Source organism: Micromonospora sp. CNZ299, from assembly GCF_002754415.1.
Genome location: NZ_PEFG01000001.1, coordinates 5,518,903 through 5,535,462, shown reverse-complemented (window position 1 = coordinate 5,535,462; position 16,560 = coordinate 5,518,903). Strand labels below are relative to the sequence as shown.

The following is a 16,560-nucleotide window of genomic DNA, read 5'->3' as shown; positions in this document are numbered from 1 at the left end:
CACGCTCCGTGGTGCTGGTCGCGCACGGTCGAGGGTGATCAGAACTCCTCGTACACCGCGGGATCCTGGTCCGCGAGCCGCCCGTCCGGGCGGCCCAGCGCGGTGATGGCCTCGACCTCACCGTCGGTGAGCTTGATGCCGAATATGTCCAGGTTCTCGGCCTGCCGCTGCGGGGAGGCGGCCTTGGGCAGCGGGATCACCTGGCGGGCCACGTGCCAGGCGAGGATGGTCTGCGCCGGGCTGACGCCGTGGGCGGTCGCGATCTCCACGATGACGGGGTGCTGGAGCAGGTCGTTGCCGTGGCCGAGCGGGCTCCACCCCTGCACGAGGATGCCGTGCTCCCGGTGGTGGTCGAGCGCCTCCTGCTGCGGGAAGTACGGATGCACCTCGATCTGGTTGACCACCGGGGCGACCCCGGTCTCGGCCACCAGCCGGTCGATGTGCTCGGGCAGGAAGTTGGAGAGGCCGATGTGCCGGACCAGGCCGCGCTCGCGCGCCTCGATCAGCGCCTGCCACGCCTGCACGTACAGGTCGACAGTGGGGTTCGGCCAGTGGATCAGATACAGGTCGATCCGGTCCAGGCCGGTGCGGAACACGCTCTCCTCGATGGTGGTCAGCGCCTCGTCGTGGCGGTGGTGCCGCCCCGGCAGCTTCGAGGTGACGACCAGTTCGTCGCGCACGTCACCCGCCGCACGAGCCGCCCGGCCGACCGCGCCCTCGTTCTCGTAGTTCACCGCGGAGTCGATCAACCGGTAACCCGCCCGGATCGCCTGCCCGATCGCGTCGACACCAGCCGAGCCGTTCAGTTGGTACGTGCCGAGCCCGATCGTCGGCAGAGTGGTCCCGTCGGCTGCCGTCAGGTGGGGAATCGTCATGATCGGAACCCTACTCGTGCGAGCTGTCCCGCAGGCTGTGTCTTCAGCCAGGACGGTGCCTCAGGCGGATCCGGGATCACCAGTGGGGGCGTCTCGGATGGCGAGTGCGGCTTGGACGAGCGCGGCGTGGGTCAGCGTCTGGGGGTAGTTGCCGAGGTGGGCACCCGTCGTAGGGTCCACCTCTTCGGCGTAGAGGCCGAGTGGGCTGGCGTGGTCGACCATGGCCTGGAACAGCTCGACGGCCTCGCCGCGACGCCCGATGCGGGCAAGGCCCTGGACGAGCCAGAACGAGCAGGGCAGGAACGCGCCCTCAGTGCCGGGGAGGCCGTCACGTCCGGGCGGGTAGCGGTAGAGCAGTGGACCGCCGGCGGACAGCCGGTCCCGGATGGCGTCGATGGTGCCCCGTACCCGGGGTGAATCGGCCCGGTCCATCCCCAGCAGCGGCAGGACGAGCAGGGCCGCGTCGAGGTCCTGCGAGCCGTAGCTGCGGACGTAGCTGTCCGCCGTCGGGTCGAAGCCGCGCGTCCGGACCTCGGCGGCGATGGCATCCCGGGCTTCCTGCCAGCGTCGACGTTGACGGTCCGGCAGGTGGTGCGTGTCGGCGATGGCCAGGGCACGGTCCAGGGCGAGCCAGCCCATGAGCTTGGAGTGGACGTGTTGGGCGGGCTCCCGTACCTCCCAGATGCCGGCATCGGGCTCCTGCCAACAGTCGGCGACCACGTCGGCGAAACCGCGTACCGCCCGCCACGTCTCGGTGTAGAGGAGGTGTCCGGCCTGAGCGAACGCCCAGGCGGCGTCGATCACCCAGCCGTAGCCGTCGAGCTGGTGCTGACCGGCGGCACCGTTGCCCATCCGCACCGGAAGGCTGTCGAGGTAGCCGGGCCAACCGGACAGTTCTCGTTCCGCTGGCACGTGCCTGCCGTGCAGGGTCAGCAGCGCCGGCAGGCGTGGCCGTTGCAGGCGGCTGGCGTGCAACAGCCACGCGAGGAAACCCCGAGCCTCGTCGGTCTTGCCGACGCTGAGGAAGGCGCTGACGCCGATGCTGGCGTCACGGGGCCAGACATAGCGGTAGTCCCAGTTTCGTCCCCCACCGGGATCCTCGGGCAGTGACGTGGTGGGTGCGGCCACCGGCGCTCCCGAGGGCGAGTAGGTCAGCAGCCGCAAGGTGAGCAGGCTTCGTACGACGTGTTCCCGGAACGGCAACCGCTCATCTATCTCCGCGGTCCAGGCCCGCCAACGAGCTTCGTCCTCGACGAGCAGCTCCCAGGCCACTGTCGGGTCGACGTGGATCAGCGGTTCGCGGTGGGCCACCGCCAGTACGAGGGTGACCGGACGACCTGGCCGGACCGTGATCGAGGTTGGCCGACCCGGTTCAATTCTGAACGTGGGCGTGCTGTCCAGCGCGACCGCAAGCGCCCCCCACTCACACACGAGCCCTTGGCGCCGGTGCTGCGCTCGGGGCCGGCGGTGCCGTGCGCCAAGTCGAGGATCGAACTCCACCACCGCGTCGACCGCCGCCCGCTCGGCCGACAGCCGTCGCACGATCAGCGACGTGGGCAGCAGGCGACCGCTGACCTCGGCCACCATCGCCTCCGTGAGGCGGAGCCGGCCGCTGCCCACCGCCCAGGTGGTCTCCAGCGTGGCGGTGTGCTGCCGATACCGTCGTTCGACGACCGTGGCCGGCCGCGCCGGGCCGACCCGGAACGTTCCGGCGTCCGGGCCCCCGATCAGCCGACCGAACAGGGGATCGCCGTCGAAGCGTGGTACGCAGAGCCAGTCCATCCCGCCGTCACTCGCGACCAGGGCGGCGGTGCGCGTGTCGCCCAACAGACCGTAGTCGCTGATCGGTGGCCCGCCAGTCATGGAGATCGCTCCTCGATGAGCCGCGCTCGCGAGCAGCGGGTCACCTGGCCTGCAGGAGCAGCCCGAGGCAGACCCCGTAGACGACGTGGACGACAACCGTGACCAGCGGGGTCTGGATGCCGTAGTTGAGGGCGAACAGCCCGGGCGGCTCCAACACCGCCGTGCTGGCCGGCCCCGCCCGTTGCGAGGCCATGCGCGGGTGGACACCAGGAAGCAGCGGCAGAATCACCGTCAGCGCGATCCCGACGTGCACAATCCCCAACAGCGCCCCGATCCACCAGGTCGCGCGGTGCAACAGCGCGAACGTGGCCGCGTAGCCGAGGGCAAAACCCTGCCCGGCGCAGAGGTGGAGGAAGAACCCGACGACCCGGGCCCGGTCGGGATCCCCGGTGACGAAGGCCCCGAGCACCAGGGGAAGGTCGAGCCGAGTGAGACCGGCCAGTTGAGCGGTGATCATCGCCGCGGTGAGCGCCGCAGTGGCGACCAACCCGAACAACGCCCATCCGGCCCAGTCCATCTCAACAGTCGTCGACGTCGCGGGCGTTCTCCGTCATCGGTCCACCCTCCGGTCGAACAGCGTGAAACCCGCGGCCCGGACCGGACACCCGCCTCGTCCGGCTTCGAGAACCGCCCGGTTTCTCACCATAAGCCACCGGACCCGTCACGCTGACCTGCTCGCCCAGACGTCCCTTGACGAGTTGGCAGTTGGCCGGGCAACTCGGTCGCGTCAGTCATGGCCAGGACGGCGGAGGTGGGCCAAATGCGCGACGACTGGCCCGCACAGCCAAACTGGCGAGGGCAGCGTTGGCCCCACCACCAATCACAGCGCCGATGCCGAACGGCGCCGCTCGACCGAGAACGATGATTCCCTGCTTGGTCCCGTACTTCGTGATGAAGTGCTTCCCCAAGACCTTGTTGATCTGACGTAGCGTTTCGATGGGCACCTTGGCGACAACCTGACGTCCCCAGTGTTGCCCGGTGCGCTCGGCGACCTTGGTGATGGTGGCGGATCCGGATCCGCCAAGCATGATCCCCATGACGATCGTTCGGCGGCGCTCGACCTCGTCCATGCGGACTCCGTGGACTTCGGCGACCGAGAGCGCGAAGAGGGCGCTCAGCTGAAGAGACGAGAGGACTTCGCCGGCCGACAGTGCCAGTGCGACGCCCGTGCCGACGCCCGGCGCAGCTGCAGCTCCTCCAACCGCAGCGCCCGTCCCGGCCAGGGCGCTGACGTACATCCGCTCCAGATTGCGGATCACCTCCGCTGGTGTCGCCTCTGGGTTCCGTTGGCGGGCCCGGGCGATGTTCTTTCGCACCAGTGGGCTCTGGATGGTGATTGCCTTGTCCAGGACGTCGAGGACCCTCTGCCCACGTACGGCCGCCTCCGGAACCGGTCCATCGAGGGCGTCGTGGTCGTCGCGTGTGGGATCTTCGTTCTGGGGTTCCTCAGCCTCAGGCGCCATCTCACAACCTTCATGATCGATAACGGGAGCATCACAGTAGGTGTCAACGTGGTCGCCCCGGCTCATCCGGAGCGGTACCTCATCGCGCGTAGTGTCCACACGCGAATGACTGAACAGATCACACGCGCCGGTTGGGACGTCGCCTCGGCTGGCGGTGGCTTCCGTACTCACGGGTTCGCCATCGGGGCGGCGGCGCCGATGACGCCGCCAAAGAAGATCAGGACCGTGAGCGCGATCATCGGGCCGACGAAGACGTACCCGAGGATCAGACCCGTCACAGCCATACCCCGCCCGGACTTCCTGCCGTCCCGGGTCTCGTGCAGGCCGATGTGGCCGAGGAGGACCGCGAGGACGCACGGCAGTCCGAACAGGCACCAGCCGCCGAGGAAGCCGAGAATGCCGAGGACCATCGACGCGGTGGCGAGGTCGGACGACGGCGCGGCCTGTACGACCATCTGGGGCAGCAGCGGCGGGTAGTGGGTCGGAGGGTAGGGGCCGGCGGGCACGGCCGAGATCGGCGGCTGCGGTCGGGTCGGGTCGTATCCGGGCTGGTAGGACAAGGTGGCATCCCTCTTGATCGTGTCGTCTGCCAGAGGTCAGTTCGTGGCGCGCGTCGTGGGCTCCAGTCGTTCGAGCAACGTGCTCACCTCGGTGTGCAGCCGCCGCAGCTCCGCCGCTGTGGGGGCCAGCTCGTAGCAGTGGTGGTGCGTGGCGGCGGACAACGTCGCCCAGGCGAAGGCCACCCGACGGGCGGTTTCGGCACCCGGGCCGAGCCGGCCACGCAGCATCAGCTGCTTCGCGCGACCCTGCCGGCACGCCGCGACGGGAGGCTTGACCCGCCGCCAGTAGCCGTCGATGCCGCCTTCGAGGGCGAGCCGGATCAGGCAGGCGCAGGCCCGCGGCCACCAGCCCGCGGTGATCGCCGCGGCGCCGAGCAGGCCGGTGCCGCGCAGCAACTGGTCGGCCGCCGCCAGGCAGCGCTGGGGCGTCGGCGCGGTCACGACAACGCCGCCGCGAGGAAGCGGGCGTCCGCGACCAGTCCGGGCAGGTCCGCCAGGTACGCCCCGTGCACGCCCTCCCGACACGCCTGGTAGGCGTTCACCGCCCGTCGTCCGTGCCGGCGGCCGAGCCAGCCGAGCACGTCGCCGCCCTTGTCGGCGTCATCGAACGCCGCCAGAGCGACCGTGGTGGCGACCCGTCGGGACGCGTCCTCGATCGCGCTCTCGATGTCGGCGTGCGGTACGCCCCGCGCCACCCGGGTCCGCCAGACCGCCCGGTGGCAGGCCGCCTCCAGCGCCGACCGGCACAGCTCCGCGACCACCGGCCCGCGTACCTCGGCGGTGATCTCCTCGTTGCGCGCCAACCCGTGGGCGTCGTCCAGGTAGCGGGTCACCGGGTCGGAGCCGGGCCGCAGCGTCACCACCGACTTTTCCGCCCGGGTCACCTCAATGACCCGTGCCTTGCCCAGGTCGAGCCGGCGGACCGCGTCCGGCAGGCGCGTGTCGTGGGTGAAGACCACAACCTGCCGCTGCTCGGCCAGCTCGGCGAGCACCCGCGCGAGACCGTCCACCTTCGACGGATCCATGCTCTGCACCGGATCGTCGACCACGATGAACCGGAACGGGCTCTCCGGGGCGCAGCTGCGCGGCAGGAAGGTGGCCAGCCCGAGCGCCTGCATCTCACCCTGGCTCATCACACCCAGCGCGGTGCCGTTGTCGGCGCCGTCCACGCTGACCGGGAAGACCACCCGCCGTCGGGTGTTCGCGCCTTCCAGCGTCATCGCGCCCAACTCGACGTTGCTCTCCTGCCGCAGCTGCGCCCAGATCCGCTGGGAGTGCCCAGCGAACGGCTCGACCCGCTCGTTGCGGATCCCCGTACCGGTGTCCTTCAGCCACGCGCGTGCGGCCTTCAACCGGGTCAGAGTCGCTTCCCGCGCCGGCAGGCCGTCGACGGCGGCCACCCACTCGCGCACGTCGGCCGCCGCCGCCCGCCAACCGGTGTCGCGCTGCCGCAGAAACCCTTCCGCGTACGCGCGGGCCGCGTCCGCCGCCGTCACCACCGCCGGGTACCGCGCGGCCAGGTGGGCGGCCAGGTCGGCCGGCTTCCCGGGTACGCGTCGCAGCGCGGTTACGGCGTCGCGCAGTGCCCCGACCGTCACCTCCGACCCCGGCCCCTCGGGCACCGCCAGGTCGTCGATCAGGTGGTGCGTCTGCCGCAGCAGAGCCGTCAACCGGGTCGTCGCCGTCTGAGCGGCGACGCTGCGCCGCCGCAGCTCGGTGAGCGACTGCGCGGCGGCGGCACGCCACCCACCGTCGAGGGTGCCGGCGGCGCACACCGGGCACGACCCGTCGCCCTCGTCGTCGTGGTGTTCGAGGGCGAGACGGAGCAGCTCGGCGCTGCGCAGCGCGGCCCGCGACCGACCACCGTCATACCGCACGGCCTCAGCCGCCGCCTCCCGCAGCTGACCGGCCAGCCGGTTCACCTCGTCGACCGGCGGCATGTCGAGAGCGACGAGCTCCCGACAGAGCAGCACCTCCCGGTCGGCCGTCGCCTCGTCCGGCTCGTCGAGGATCGCCATCACCGCGGCGAGGTCAACCGCACCCCGGCCGCCCAGCAGCGCGGCGGTCCGCCGGGCCCGGTCGTCGGCGATCCCCGCAAGCGCGTCGACCAGGGCGGTGCGCTGTGCGCGTACCTCCTTGATGGTGGTGTCGTGCGGCCGGGCGGCGCGCAGCAGACGCTGGTCGGCGTCGGTGAGCGCGTCCAGGCCGAGGATCGCGAAGAGCGCGTCGAAGAGCTGGCTCTGCGTGCCAGCGGCGAGCTTGCCCAGCTCGGCGGCGGTGAGGAAGGGCCGGTAGAGCTCCAGCGGGCGGGCCAGGCCCAGCTCGGAGAGGCCGGTGTGTCGACCCTGAGCGCTGGTGACGGTCACCTCGGCGTCGGCCAGCCCGGCCCCGACCGGCCAGGCACGGTTCACCCGCGTCGGCGTGGCCACCCCGTCGACGCGCAGCTCCACGTCGACCCAGCACGGGTCCGGGCTGTGCAGGTTGCGCCACCCCGTACGCCAGACGCTCGTCTTGTCGGCCCACCTGGCGCTGTCACCGGTGAGGGCGAGCTCGACGGCCTCGGCGAAGCTGGACTTACCGGAGCCGTTGCGGCCCACGACCAGGGTGAGGCCCGGGCCGGGGTCGACCTGGAGGGTCCGCTCCGGGCCGACGCCGCGGAACCCGGCGACGGTCACCGACTTCAGCCAGATCCGTTCCGCTGGACCATCTCCGGTGGGGGAGCGGGGGTCGAGCCGGGTGGGGGTGCCGGCGAGGGCGGCGGCCAGGTCGTCGTCGCTGGTCAGCGCGGCGAGGACCAACTCGGCGGTCTCGGTCGGTACGTCAGTGGCGGCGAGCCGGTCGAAGATCAGCTCGATCAGGGGCGCGGTGGACTGCGGAGGCTGGGTCATGGTGGTCTCCAGGCGTGTGGTGTCCGCGGACCGACGACTCGTCGGCCCGCCCGGGGGAGCGGTGGATGTGCGGGCTACCGCGGTTGCGCGGGTCAGACCGTGGCGTTCGCGTGCCAGTCGCGCAGGAACGCGTCGACCAGGGCGTGCGCCCGAGGACGCAGGTCGAAGGACTCCTCCCGCCGGCGGCGGGCCATGTGACACAGTCCGTCGGCAGCCTCGTTGAGCGGGTGGCCGCTGTGGCCCTTCACGTGCGCGAAGGTCAGGTCGCGTCGGTTGGCCACCTGATCAGCGAGCCGGACCAGGGTCGGTTGATCCGACCAGCGGCGCTGCCGCAGGTTGTAGCCGGCGGGCATCGCATCGGTCTCGCCGCCCTGCCAGCGGTGCAGATACCGTACGGCCGTCAGGCTGTCCAGCAGCACGGTCATGCCCACTGACACCTCGTCATACCCGGTGAGCAGATAGTCGACCGCGCGCAGTTCGTCGACGAGCACTCGGGACCTGCCGGTCGGGTCGAGCCGGCCGGTGCCCCGCCCGAGCAGGCCGTAGTGGCCATCGCTGACGACGTACCCGATGCCACCGGCGCGGCCCTTCCAACTGGCGTCGGTTGCGGCGACCAGCGGCGCAGACGCCGTCGCCCAGCGGAGCACCTGGCCGCGCCCGCGCTGCTGGTCGTCGCCGGACCGGCGGTGGATGTCGTGGCCGGCGGCCAGCCGCTCGGCGGTGTCGAGCAGTTCGCCGGTGGAAGTCAGCTCGTCGTAGTGGGCGGCCGTGAGGGCCATGCGAACGGCGTCGCCGATGCGTTGGCAGTCGTCGCAGTGGGTGGGACGGGTGAAGGCGCGCAGAGTGAGGGCGCGGTCGTGCAGCGGAGGGGGGAGCAGGGCCAGGGTGCGGAGGAACTCATCGGGGCGCACGACGCCTCCTGACGTTTTGGTATCGGGACACGCTCACTGAGTTCTCACAGCTCCGACACGTCGGTCACGACGGCGGTCAGTTTGTCGGCGGAGCGCTTCGTGCTGGCCGTCTCCTCCTGCTGGACGGAGGCGGAGTCACCGGTCACCTCGAAGGTGTTGATGATCGGATCCTCGGCGCCCTTGACCTCGTACGTCACCTCGTAGGTGCCGGACGGATCGAGGCCTTCGCCGGTGTAGGTGACGTCGATCCGGTAGGTGATGTTGCAGCCGGCACTGCCGAAGCACTGCTTCCGCAGGGTCTTGACCTTGAGCTTGAAGTCGCCCTTCGTCGGTTTGTCGTAGACGGGTGCGGGCGGTGCCGTCGTCGCGGGCGCGGTAGTCGGTGCGGCGGCACTGGTCGGGGCGGACGTGCCGGCCCGCGACTGGGAAGCAGCAGTGGGGGCAGACTTCCCTTGATCGGGCGACTCATCACCGTTCGTCGTGGCCAGCAGCCAGCCGCCGAAGCAGAGCAGCAGCACCAGAACGGCAGCGCCGGCGATGACCCACCGGACCTGGGGCCTCTTGCGGACGGCGGGCTGCGGATCCGTTGCGCCCAAAGTCTCGGGCTGAGCCGGGGACTCGAGCTGAGCCGAGGACTCGGCCGGCGGATCCGGCTGGTGGTGGGGCTCGGTCATGGTTCTCTCCTTTGTTGAGCGGGATGCTGTGGAGCTGATGTCGTGAACGGATCAGGCGGACGGGATGCCGACGACCTCGACCTCGACGCCCTCGTTGCGCAGGGATTTCATCGCCCGGTAGAGCGCGACCTGGGCGAAGGTGAAGAGCGACTTCACGGTGAGTGGCTTGCCGGAGCCGAGGGCGATCGCGTAGATGACCTTGCGGGGCTGGAAGTTCAGGTCGACGGCTCGCCCCGACGGCTGCCGCTTGACCATCTCGACCAGTGCGGTGCGGGCGTCAGGCTCGTACCGCAGCGCGTCGACCGACACAGCGCCCTGGGCGAAGAGATGACTCAAGGCCGAGCTGCCCTTGGCCCGCTTGACGTGGATCAGCTCGTCGCCGGGCCCGAGCAGGTCGCAGGCCTCGAAGCCGCGGTGGTGCTGGCCCGTCCGCAGCAGCTTGCGGTCCAGCAGGGTAAGACCGCAGACCTGCGCGGCGCGGATGTTGTACGCCTCCTCGTCCGACAGGTCGGCGGTCCAGGCCGGGAGCGCGAAGCTGGCCGGTCCGGCCAGGATCTGCTCGATCTCGTCGCGGAGGAACTTGCGGTGCTGGTCACCGATTTCGTACCAGCCGCCCTCGTGCAGCAGGAGCTGACTCTCACCGTGGGCGAGCTGTGCGGTGATCCACCGCGATACGGCAGTGGAGCCGACCTCCTCCTCGCCGGCTGCGTCCGCGTAGAGGGTGACGCGCCCGTTGGAGAGCGACGTCCATCGCTCGCCGTCCGGGACGCCCTCGGTCTGCGCGAGGACGTCCGCCATCGTGAGCTCCGGCAGGCGCACCGGGCGGAGGCCGGACTTCGGCACCCGAAGCTTGTACGACTTGACCCGCTCGATCTCGCTGAAGACCCGGCCCGGTACGGCCAACCCGACGTCCGCAGGATCCGGTAACCGGAGCAGGCGGTCCAGCTGTTCCTCCACCTTCGACAGCCGTGGGTCCGTGGCCGGCACCGGTCGGATCTGGGTGATGAACTCCAGGTCGGCGAAGGGTGCCTCCTGCTTGCAGACCCGGTCGATCTCCCGCAGGTCGGCGAGCAGGCTCGCGGGTTCGACACCGAGGTGGATGCGCAGGGTGTCGCTGCCCTCGACCGGGGTGGCCTTACCCGTCGACCGGCAGACGGTGAGGTTTGGGTTGAACGTCCGACCGCAGACCTGGCCGACGATCTCGCCCCACTTGTCGATGCCGTACATCCGGATGTGCTGCCCGCCCGGGACCATGTTGCGGTCGACCCGGCTGGTGGTGCCGAACACCCGCCGACGTACCTGCTTGATCTCGTCGGGGGCGAGCGAACGCACCGCGAAGCCGATCCCGAAGCCGGAGTTGGCCAGGTCCAGATCGACCATGTGACGGCCGACGGTGCCATAGGCGAGCGCGTAGACGTGATCGTCGACCGCGACGAGCAGCGCGGCACCGCCGCTGCTGAACCCCAGGTCGATCGTCTCCCCGGTCACCGAGGCCAGCACGTCGCACCAGTCGGCGCGCGAACGCGGCACCGTCCCGTGCACCAGCAGCGCCGGCGAGCCGGCCACCATGCGCTCGTCGACCATGAAGTCGTGCCGTCGCACATACCGGTGGTTCACCGCGTCATGCAGACCGTCGACGGTCGGCGCCACCCGTTCGAGCTGGTAGACCGACGTCAGGTAGGTGCCCTCCTGCCGTTCGGGCAGGTCCAGGTCGAAGAGGGTGGGTGCTTCGTAGGGCGGATGGGTGACGTCCTTGCGGACGACACGGCGGTTGGTGGGTCTGGTCGTGGTCGGCTGGCTCGCACGGCGCACGTCGATCTCCTCGCGTTGAGAATCGGGGTGGCGGTGGTGCGGGGGAGGGGTGCGCCGAGGACGGGCTTCGCGGGTCCCGCCCTCGGCGCGAGCGGTCAGCTCAGGGCGACGTCGACGCCGCCGGAGAACATCGAGTCGTGCAGCTCGAGCTTGGTGAGCTTGACGTTCTTCGGGATGTCGAAGACCACGACGCCGTTGACCTGGTTGCCGGGGTTGATGTCGTTGAGGAACGTCTCGGCGTTCTTGTTGGCGTAGATGGCCGCGCCGGAGTCGGCGGAGTATTCGGTGCCGTCGGCCGCGTACGCCTTCTGGCTGCTGCCGTCGAACATCTGCGCTTCCTTGCCGATGTTCTTCACGTTGACCGTGACCAGGCAGAACTGGCCCTGCGCCTTCTGGCCGAGCATGTCGTTGCCGATCTTGGCGACGCCGCACTTGGCGGACTTCACCGTGAACTCGAACTTGCCGTCGCGGGCCGGCTGGCCGATCTTGGCGGTCGCCGCCGGCTTCTCCTCGCCCTTGGCGTCGCCCTTGTCGCTGGTGGAGGCGCCCGCCTTGGTGCCGCCCTCGTCGCCGCTGGAGCTGCTCGCCTTGTCGGCGGCACCGGAGCCGCAGCCCAGGGCGATGAGGCCGGTGGCGATCAGAGCGAGAGTCGTGGTCTTGCGCATCGTTGTCCTCCTGGAGTGAGCGTTGCGGGGTCAATAAGAGCACCGTCCGACAACAGTGTCAACAGACATTCCGTGCTTGACAGATGTGCGAGACTTTCGGCGTGCAGGAGAACCCGACCATCACGGCAGCGGAGATCGCCCGGCTCGCCGGCGTCGGTCGCGCTGCGGTCAGCAACTGGCGTAAACGGCATCCCGACTTCCCCGCCCCGGTGGGCGGGACGACGGCGAGCCCCGAGTTCGACCTGATCCAGGTCGAGCAGTGGCTACGCACCCAGGGCAAGCTCCCCGAGCTCGCCACCGCCGACCGGCTCTGGCGCCACCTCGCCGCGGCCAGCGACTCCCCGGCCGCCGGTCTCGCCGCGGTCGGCGCCCTCTTGCTGGCCCGACAGCGCGGCTCCCGCAGCGGCCACCCCGATGCCCAGCTCGCGCCACTCCTGCCCGACGTCGACGCCCTCGCCGACGAGCTGGGCGCGCAGGGCGCGTTCGACGAGCTGTGGCAGCGGTTCTCCGCACCAGGCCCCGGCCGCCCCTTCGCCACCCCCGACGACCTCGCCGACCTGATGATCGGGCTCGCCAGCGTCGGCGGCGGCTCAGTGCTCGACCCGGCCGCCGGCTCCGGCGCCATCCTGCGAGCCGCCGTCCGCGCCGGCAGCACCTCCGTCTATGGGCAGGAACTCGACCCTGACCTGGCCAAACTCGCCAGCCTGTGGCTGGCCCTGCACGACGTGTCCGGCGAGGTGAGCACGGGGGACTCGCTGCGCACCGACGCCTTTGCCGGCCGAACCGTCGACGCCGTCGTCTGCCACCCACCGTTCGGCGCCACCAACTGGGGCGACGAGGAACTCGGCCACGACCCCCGCTGGATCGTCGGCACCACACCCCGTACCGAACCGGAGCTGGCCTGGGCGCAACACGCCCTCGCCCACCTGCGGGTCGGCGGACACGCCGTCCTGCTGATGCCACCCACCGTCGCCAGCCGCCGCGCCGGCAAACGCATCCGCGGCGAGCTGCTGCGCCGAGGTCACCTGCGCGCCGTCATCGCGCTTCCACCGGGCGTGGCGGCGCCACACGGCGTACCCCTGCACCTGTGGGTGCTGCGACGCGCCGCGACCGACGCGCCGCCACCACCACGGGCGCTGCTGATCGACGCCGCCGGCGCCGACCTGGCCGACACCGCACCACGCGTGCTGGCCGCGTGGCGGACCTTCGCCGCCGCCCCGGACGGCGACGTCGAGGAAGCCGGGTTCGCCCGCGCGGTCCCGGTCATCGAACTGCTCGACGAGGACGTCGACCTCACCCCCGCGCGCCGGCAACCCGCCGTCGTGGGCGAGGCTTCGGGAGAGCATCTGGTACGCACCAGAGAACGGCTGGCAGCCATCGTCGGCGAGCTGCCGGCGCTGCTACCGCAGGTCACACCCGCTCCCGACGGGGCGGACGGCCTCTTCCTCACGGTGGGGGAGCTGGCGAAGACCGGGGCCCTTCAACTGATCGGCCCGGTCCGCGCCGGCACGTCCGCACCCGCGCCCGACGGGCCGCCGGTGCTCACCGTGCCGGACGTGCTCGCCGGGGTGGAGGCGTCCGGACGGGTCGACGACCGGTTCGGACAGGAGATCCCGCTTGCTGTCGGGGACGTGGTGGTGCCGATGATCGCGCGGCAGCTCACCGCCCGGGTGGTCACCGCCGAGGGGGCGCTGCTGGGGCGCAACCTCTACCTGCTGCGGCCCAACCCGGCGGCATTGGATCCGTGGTTCCTGGCCGGTCAACTGCGGACGTCGGCGAACGAGAAGCAGTCGTCGAGCCTGTCCGGGACCCTGCGGCTCGACATCCGGCGGGCTCAGGTGCGGCGGTTGCCGCTGGACGAGCAGCGGGCGTACGGGGCAGCGTTCCGGCGGCTTGAGGCGTTCGAGGCGGCAGTGCGGGAGACGGCGGTGTTGGGGGCGGAGCTGGTGCAACTCACCGCTGACGGGTTGGCGCGGGGGGTCGTGCGGCCGGACGACGCCGTCCGATGAGGGGCCGTGCTGGCCGCCAACCACACGGTCCGGCGTGCTGAGTCACCGTTCGGGGCCCCTGGCCGGTTCCTGCCGACTCTGCACGTGACGGCTGAGGGGCAGCGTCCATCGCGGTCGTGGTGCACAGTGGAGGGCTGAGCGGGAAGGCGTCGGTCGAACGACGGCGCCGAGATGCGTCGCGGGGGAGGTGGCGGACTTGCTAAGTCAAGATCCGGACGCGACACAGGAGTTGATGCATGCCTGGGCAGCCCAGCTGTCGGCGCGAGCTCAGGCTGCCACCGATCTGTCGGACCGGGTCGCGACCATCGCGTCGTCGGCGGTCGGCGCAAACGGTGCGGTGCGCGTGACAGTCGCTGCCTCGGGGGCGCTGACAGACCTTCGGTTGGACGACCGCGTTCAGCGGATACCCGGCGCCGAACTTGCCAGCATCATCATGGCCGCGATCGCCCGTGCACAGGCCGGGTTGACCGAGCAGGTGAGCATTGCAGTGCACGACACCGTCGGCGCCGACTCGGAGACTGGGAGGGCGATCACCGACACCTTCGCCAGGCGGTTCCCCAAACCCGCCGATGAGCAGCCCGATCGGTGGGAGCGGGACGCCAGAAATGGCTGGTGACGCCGAGATGCAGATGTCGGTGGCGGCAGTGATCCGGCACGCCGCGACGGTCAACGACACCGCCGACAGCATGGAAGCCGCTCGTGGAGCGGCGGCGTACGTGCAGATGGGCGCTGAGGCGTACGGGCAGATCTGCGGGTTCCTGCCTCGGTTGATCGACCCGGTGGCGGACGGGGCGGTGACGGCGCTCGGAGAGTCTGCCACGGCACTGCGTGAGGCGGCAGCCAACCTGCGGGCGGTTGCTGCCGCGACCGAAGCCGCCGACGGGGCGAGCGCACGACGACTTGCCGACAGTGCCGGCCGGTTGGAACTGCCGCTGTGACCGACATGGCCGCCAACCCGCTGGTGGTGGAGCGCCATGACTCGACCCAGTGGTACACGGGGCTCGGGTTGGTGGAGGACGTCACGGACACCGTGGCAGGCATCGAGTCGGGAAGCTGGATCGACTCGACGATCGGTGGTGTCGCCACCTCGATGGACGCGTTGGCCACCGTGCTCGACCCGCTCGGCTCGCTGGTCAGTTGGGGCGTCGGCTGGTTGCTTGAACACGTCAAGCCGCTCTCGGACGCGCTGGACTGGCTGGCCGGCGACCCGGATCAGATCGACGCGTACGCGGCCACGTGGCGCAACGTCGCGAAGCAGAGCACCGACGCGGCGGCTGATCTGCAGGCGGCGATTTCGTCGCAGCTCGCCGAGTGGGATGGTGCCTCGGCGCGCGCCTACCGGGCGCACATGTCGGGCCAGGTGCGGGCGATGGAAGGCATTGCGCGGGCTGCCGGCGGCATCGCTTCGCTGGTGGAGGGCGCGGGGCTGCTGGTGGCGCTGGTCCGCGAGTTGGTCCGGGACCTGATCGCGGACTTCGTGTCGGTGCTGGCGGTCCGGCTGCCGCTCTGGCTGGCCGAGGCCGGCGCGACGCTGGGCATCGCGACTCCGTTGGTGATCTCCCAGGTGAGCAGCCTGGTGGCCAAGTGGGCGGCGCGGATTGGCAGGTTGATCAGCGCCCTGATCAGCAGCCTTCGTCGGCTGGCCCCGCTGCTCAGCCGCCTGGGCGACCTGATCGACGAGCTGAACGGCCTGTTGCGGCGGGCGGCCCGGGCCGACCCGGCCAGCCCGGCGAACGGCGCCACACCCGGCGGGCGCCCTGGGGCCTGGGGAGAGCCGGACCTGGATTCGATGGGGCGCCGGTCGGATTGGGAGGACCCCTCCGCACATCCGCAGACGCCGCCACCACCGGATGCGAACCTCCCGGCGGGAGATCCGGTCTACCACCGCCCGAACAGCACGGCCATCGGCTACGACAGCGCCACGATGCGCAACTTCGACGCCGTGGCACCGGTCCCCGGCCATCACGATGTGGTCGTGCACGGCGAACGCACCGGTCTGTTCCGGCCGGGCCTCGTGGGCGCTGACGGTGCCGACCACCCTGCCAACTTCACCCACCCACAGCAGATCGCCGACGCCATCCGCGCCAACCCGCACTACGACGGTGGCGCGGTGCGGCTGGTCTCCTGTCACACCGGCACCGTCGCCCCCGAAGCCGGCGTGCCACCAGCGGCGCAACAGGTCGCCGACGCCCTCGGGGTGCCGGTGACAGCGCCGACGGACGCGGTCGGTGTCGACCGGTATGGTCCCGTGGGGCAGACCCCGATGATCCGGGGCGACGGAGTGTGGAAGACCTTCTACCCGAATGGTGGGCGTTGATGAGCGGCGGTCAGTTGAAGGCAGCGGGAATGTTCCGCGAATTCGGACCGGTCCGCTCCGCCGAGCCGCAGGAGAGCATCTTCGACAGCGTCGCCGACCAGGAACTGCCCGACCTCACCCAGGTGGTCAGCTATTTGAACTCGGGGCACATCCTCATCGACGTGATGGACGTCGCCAACGACGCCTTCGACTCGACCCGGCAGGTGATGAACGGCTCGACCGTCATGACCGACGGCGACTGGCTCTGGCGGAAGGACCTCGCCTACTACGTGCGGCGTCACCGCGTCGCATTGCCGGCGGATTTCCTCGCACTCATCCGCGAGCGTGACTACGTCGTCCCTTCGCGGGGCGTGCCGGAGCTGACGGCTTGTTCGCGGCAGGCCCGCGACCTGATGTTCTGGAACAGCTGACAAGCTTTCTGGTGTCGTCAGATATCCGACGGCGGCGCATCGAGTCGTCTGAAGTTTGGATTCAACGTCTCACAGGAACCGCCATTCGGACACTTCCTCGTCGAAAGTTCAAC

16 protein-coding genes are annotated in these 16,560 nt (G+C 70.6%); 5 read left to right on the top strand and 11 right to left on the bottom strand.

Annotated features, from left to right (window positions below; all coding sequences use genetic code 11):
* Positions 1-38 precede the first annotated feature (38 nt).
* From CLT68_RS25200 to CLT68_RS25150, 11 genes are all read right to left on the bottom strand, one after another.
* Positions 39-875, bottom strand: a complete 837-nt coding sequence (locus tag CLT68_RS25200) for an aldo/keto reductase (protein ID WP_099854612.1) — start codon at positions 873-875, stop codon at positions 39-41.
* A 60-nt stretch (positions 876-935) separates the two neighbouring features.
* Positions 936-2,738: a glycoside hydrolase family 15 protein gene (locus CLT68_RS25195; protein ID WP_099854610.1), complete on the bottom strand. Its 1,803-nt coding sequence runs from the start codon at positions 2,736-2,738 to the stop codon at positions 936-938.
* A 40-nt stretch (positions 2,739-2,778) separates the two neighbouring features.
* Positions 2,779-3,255, bottom strand: a complete 477-nt coding sequence (locus CLT68_RS25190; RefSeq protein WP_088948745.1) for a hypothetical protein — start codon at positions 3,253-3,255, stop codon at positions 2,779-2,781.
* 214 nt (positions 3,256-3,469) lie between these two features.
* Positions 3,470-4,201: a hypothetical protein gene (locus CLT68_RS25185; protein WP_099854608.1), complete on the bottom strand. Its 732-nt coding sequence runs from the start codon at positions 4,199-4,201 to the stop codon at positions 3,470-3,472.
* A gap of 167 nt (positions 4,202-4,368) precedes the next feature.
* Entirely contained in the window at positions 4,369-4,761 is a 393-nt protein-coding gene (locus tag CLT68_RS25180) for a DUF4190 domain-containing protein (RefSeq protein WP_099854606.1), read from the bottom strand.
* A gap of 36 nt (positions 4,762-4,797) precedes the next feature.
* Positions 4,798-5,202: a hypothetical protein gene (locus CLT68_RS25175; RefSeq protein WP_099854604.1), complete on the bottom strand. Its 405-nt coding sequence runs from the start codon at positions 5,200-5,202 to the stop codon at positions 4,798-4,800.
* Positions 5,199-7,649 carry an AAA family ATPase gene (locus CLT68_RS25170; RefSeq protein WP_099854602.1) on the bottom strand — a complete coding sequence of 817 codons (2,451 nt, stop codon included), beginning with the start codon at positions 7,647-7,649 and terminating at the stop codon, positions 5,199-5,201. Before CLT68_RS25170 ends, CLT68_RS25175 begins: the two co-directional genes overlap by 4 nt.
* Before the next feature lie 92 nt (positions 7,650-7,741).
* Positions 7,742-8,560: an RNase H family protein gene (locus CLT68_RS25165; RefSeq protein ID WP_099854600.1), complete on the bottom strand. Its 819-nt coding sequence runs from the start codon at positions 8,558-8,560 to the stop codon at positions 7,742-7,744.
* 44 nt (positions 8,561-8,604) lie between these two features.
* Positions 8,605-9,234 carry a hypothetical protein gene (locus CLT68_RS25160; RefSeq protein WP_099854598.1) on the bottom strand — a complete coding sequence of 210 codons (630 nt, stop codon included), beginning with the start codon at positions 9,232-9,234 and terminating at the stop codon, positions 8,605-8,607.
* 51 nt (positions 9,235-9,285) lie between these two features.
* A complete protein-coding gene (locus CLT68_RS25155; protein ID WP_158240926.1) occupies positions 9,286-11,046 on the bottom strand; it encodes a DUF6119 family protein in 1,761 nt (586 codons plus the stop codon).
* A gap of 95 nt (positions 11,047-11,141) precedes the next feature.
* Positions 11,142-11,711 carry a DUF4352 domain-containing protein gene (locus CLT68_RS25150; RefSeq protein ID WP_099854594.1) on the bottom strand — a complete coding sequence of 190 codons (570 nt, stop codon included), beginning with the start codon at positions 11,709-11,711 and terminating at the stop codon, positions 11,142-11,144.
* 101 nt (positions 11,712-11,812) lie between these two features.
* Between CLT68_RS25150 and CLT68_RS25145 the strand changes: the two genes are divergently transcribed.
* The 5 genes from CLT68_RS25145 to CLT68_RS25125 all read left to right on the top strand — a co-directional run bounded on the left by CLT68_RS25145 (position 11,813) and on the right by CLT68_RS25125 (position 16,447).
* Entirely contained in the window at positions 11,813-13,720 is a 1,908-nt protein-coding gene (locus CLT68_RS25145) for an N-6 DNA methylase (protein WP_099857599.1), read from the top strand.
* A gap of 232 nt (positions 13,721-13,952) precedes the next feature.
* Positions 13,953-14,336 (top strand): YbaB/EbfC family nucleoid-associated protein, encoded by a 384-nt coding sequence (locus tag CLT68_RS25140; protein ID WP_143743238.1) that lies wholly within the window; start codon positions 13,953-13,955, stop codon positions 14,334-14,336.
* Positions 14,326-14,658, top strand: coding sequence for a hypothetical protein (locus CLT68_RS25135; protein WP_099854590.1), 333 nt, complete (start codon positions 14,326-14,328; stop codon positions 14,656-14,658). Before CLT68_RS25140 ends, CLT68_RS25135 begins: the two co-directional genes overlap by 11 nt.
* Positions 14,659-14,663: 5 nt before the next feature.
* Positions 14,664-16,037: a WXG100 family type VII secretion target gene (locus tag CLT68_RS25130; protein ID WP_486482456.1), complete on the top strand. Its 1,374-nt coding sequence runs from the start codon at positions 14,664-14,666 to the stop codon at positions 16,035-16,037.
* Positions 16,037-16,447 carry a hypothetical protein gene (locus tag CLT68_RS25125; protein WP_143743237.1) on the top strand — a complete coding sequence of 137 codons (411 nt, stop codon included), beginning with the start codon at positions 16,037-16,039 and terminating at the stop codon, positions 16,445-16,447. Before CLT68_RS25130 ends, CLT68_RS25125 begins: the two co-directional genes overlap by 1 nt.
* Positions 16,448-16,560 lie beyond the last annotated feature (113 nt).

Coding starts and splice junctions, on each gene's coding strand:
- CLT68_RS25185 (WP_099854608.1), bottom strand. CDS start 4,201: ATGGCGCCTGAGGCTGAGGAACCCCAGAACGAAGATCCCACACGCGAC.
- CLT68_RS25125 (WP_143743237.1), top strand. CDS start 16,037: ATGAGCGGCGGTCAGTTGAAGGCAGCGGGAATGTTCCGCGAATTCGGA.
- CLT68_RS25135 (WP_099854590.1), top strand. CDS start 14,326: ATGGCTGGTGACGCCGAGATGCAGATGTCGGTGGCGGCAGTGATCCGG.
- CLT68_RS25150 (WP_099854594.1), bottom strand. CDS start 11,711: ATGCGCAAGACCACGACTCTCGCTCTGATCGCCACCGGCCTCATCGCC.
- CLT68_RS25200 (WP_099854612.1), bottom strand. CDS start 875: ATGACGATTCCCCACCTGACGGCAGCCGACGGGACCACTCTGCCGACG.
- CLT68_RS25195 (WP_099854610.1), bottom strand. CDS start 2,738: ATGACTGGCGGGCCACCGATCAGCGACTACGGTCTGTTGGGCGACACG.
- CLT68_RS25190 (WP_088948745.1), bottom strand. CDS start 3,255: ATGGACTGGGCCGGATGGGCGTTGTTCGGGTTGGTCGCCACTGCGGCG.
- CLT68_RS25130 (WP_486482456.1), top strand. CDS start 14,664: ATGGCCGCCAACCCGCTGGTGGTGGAGCGCCATGACTCGACCCAGTGG.
- CLT68_RS25140 (WP_143743238.1), top strand. CDS start 13,953: ATGCATGCCTGGGCAGCCCAGCTGTCGGCGCGAGCTCAGGCTGCCACC.
- CLT68_RS25170 (WP_099854602.1), bottom strand. CDS start 7,649: ATGACCCAGCCTCCGCAGTCCACCGCGCCCCTGATCGAGCTGATCTTC.
- CLT68_RS25160 (WP_099854598.1), bottom strand. CDS start 9,234: ATGACCGAGCCCCACCACCAGCCGGATCCGCCGGCCGAGTCCTCGGCT.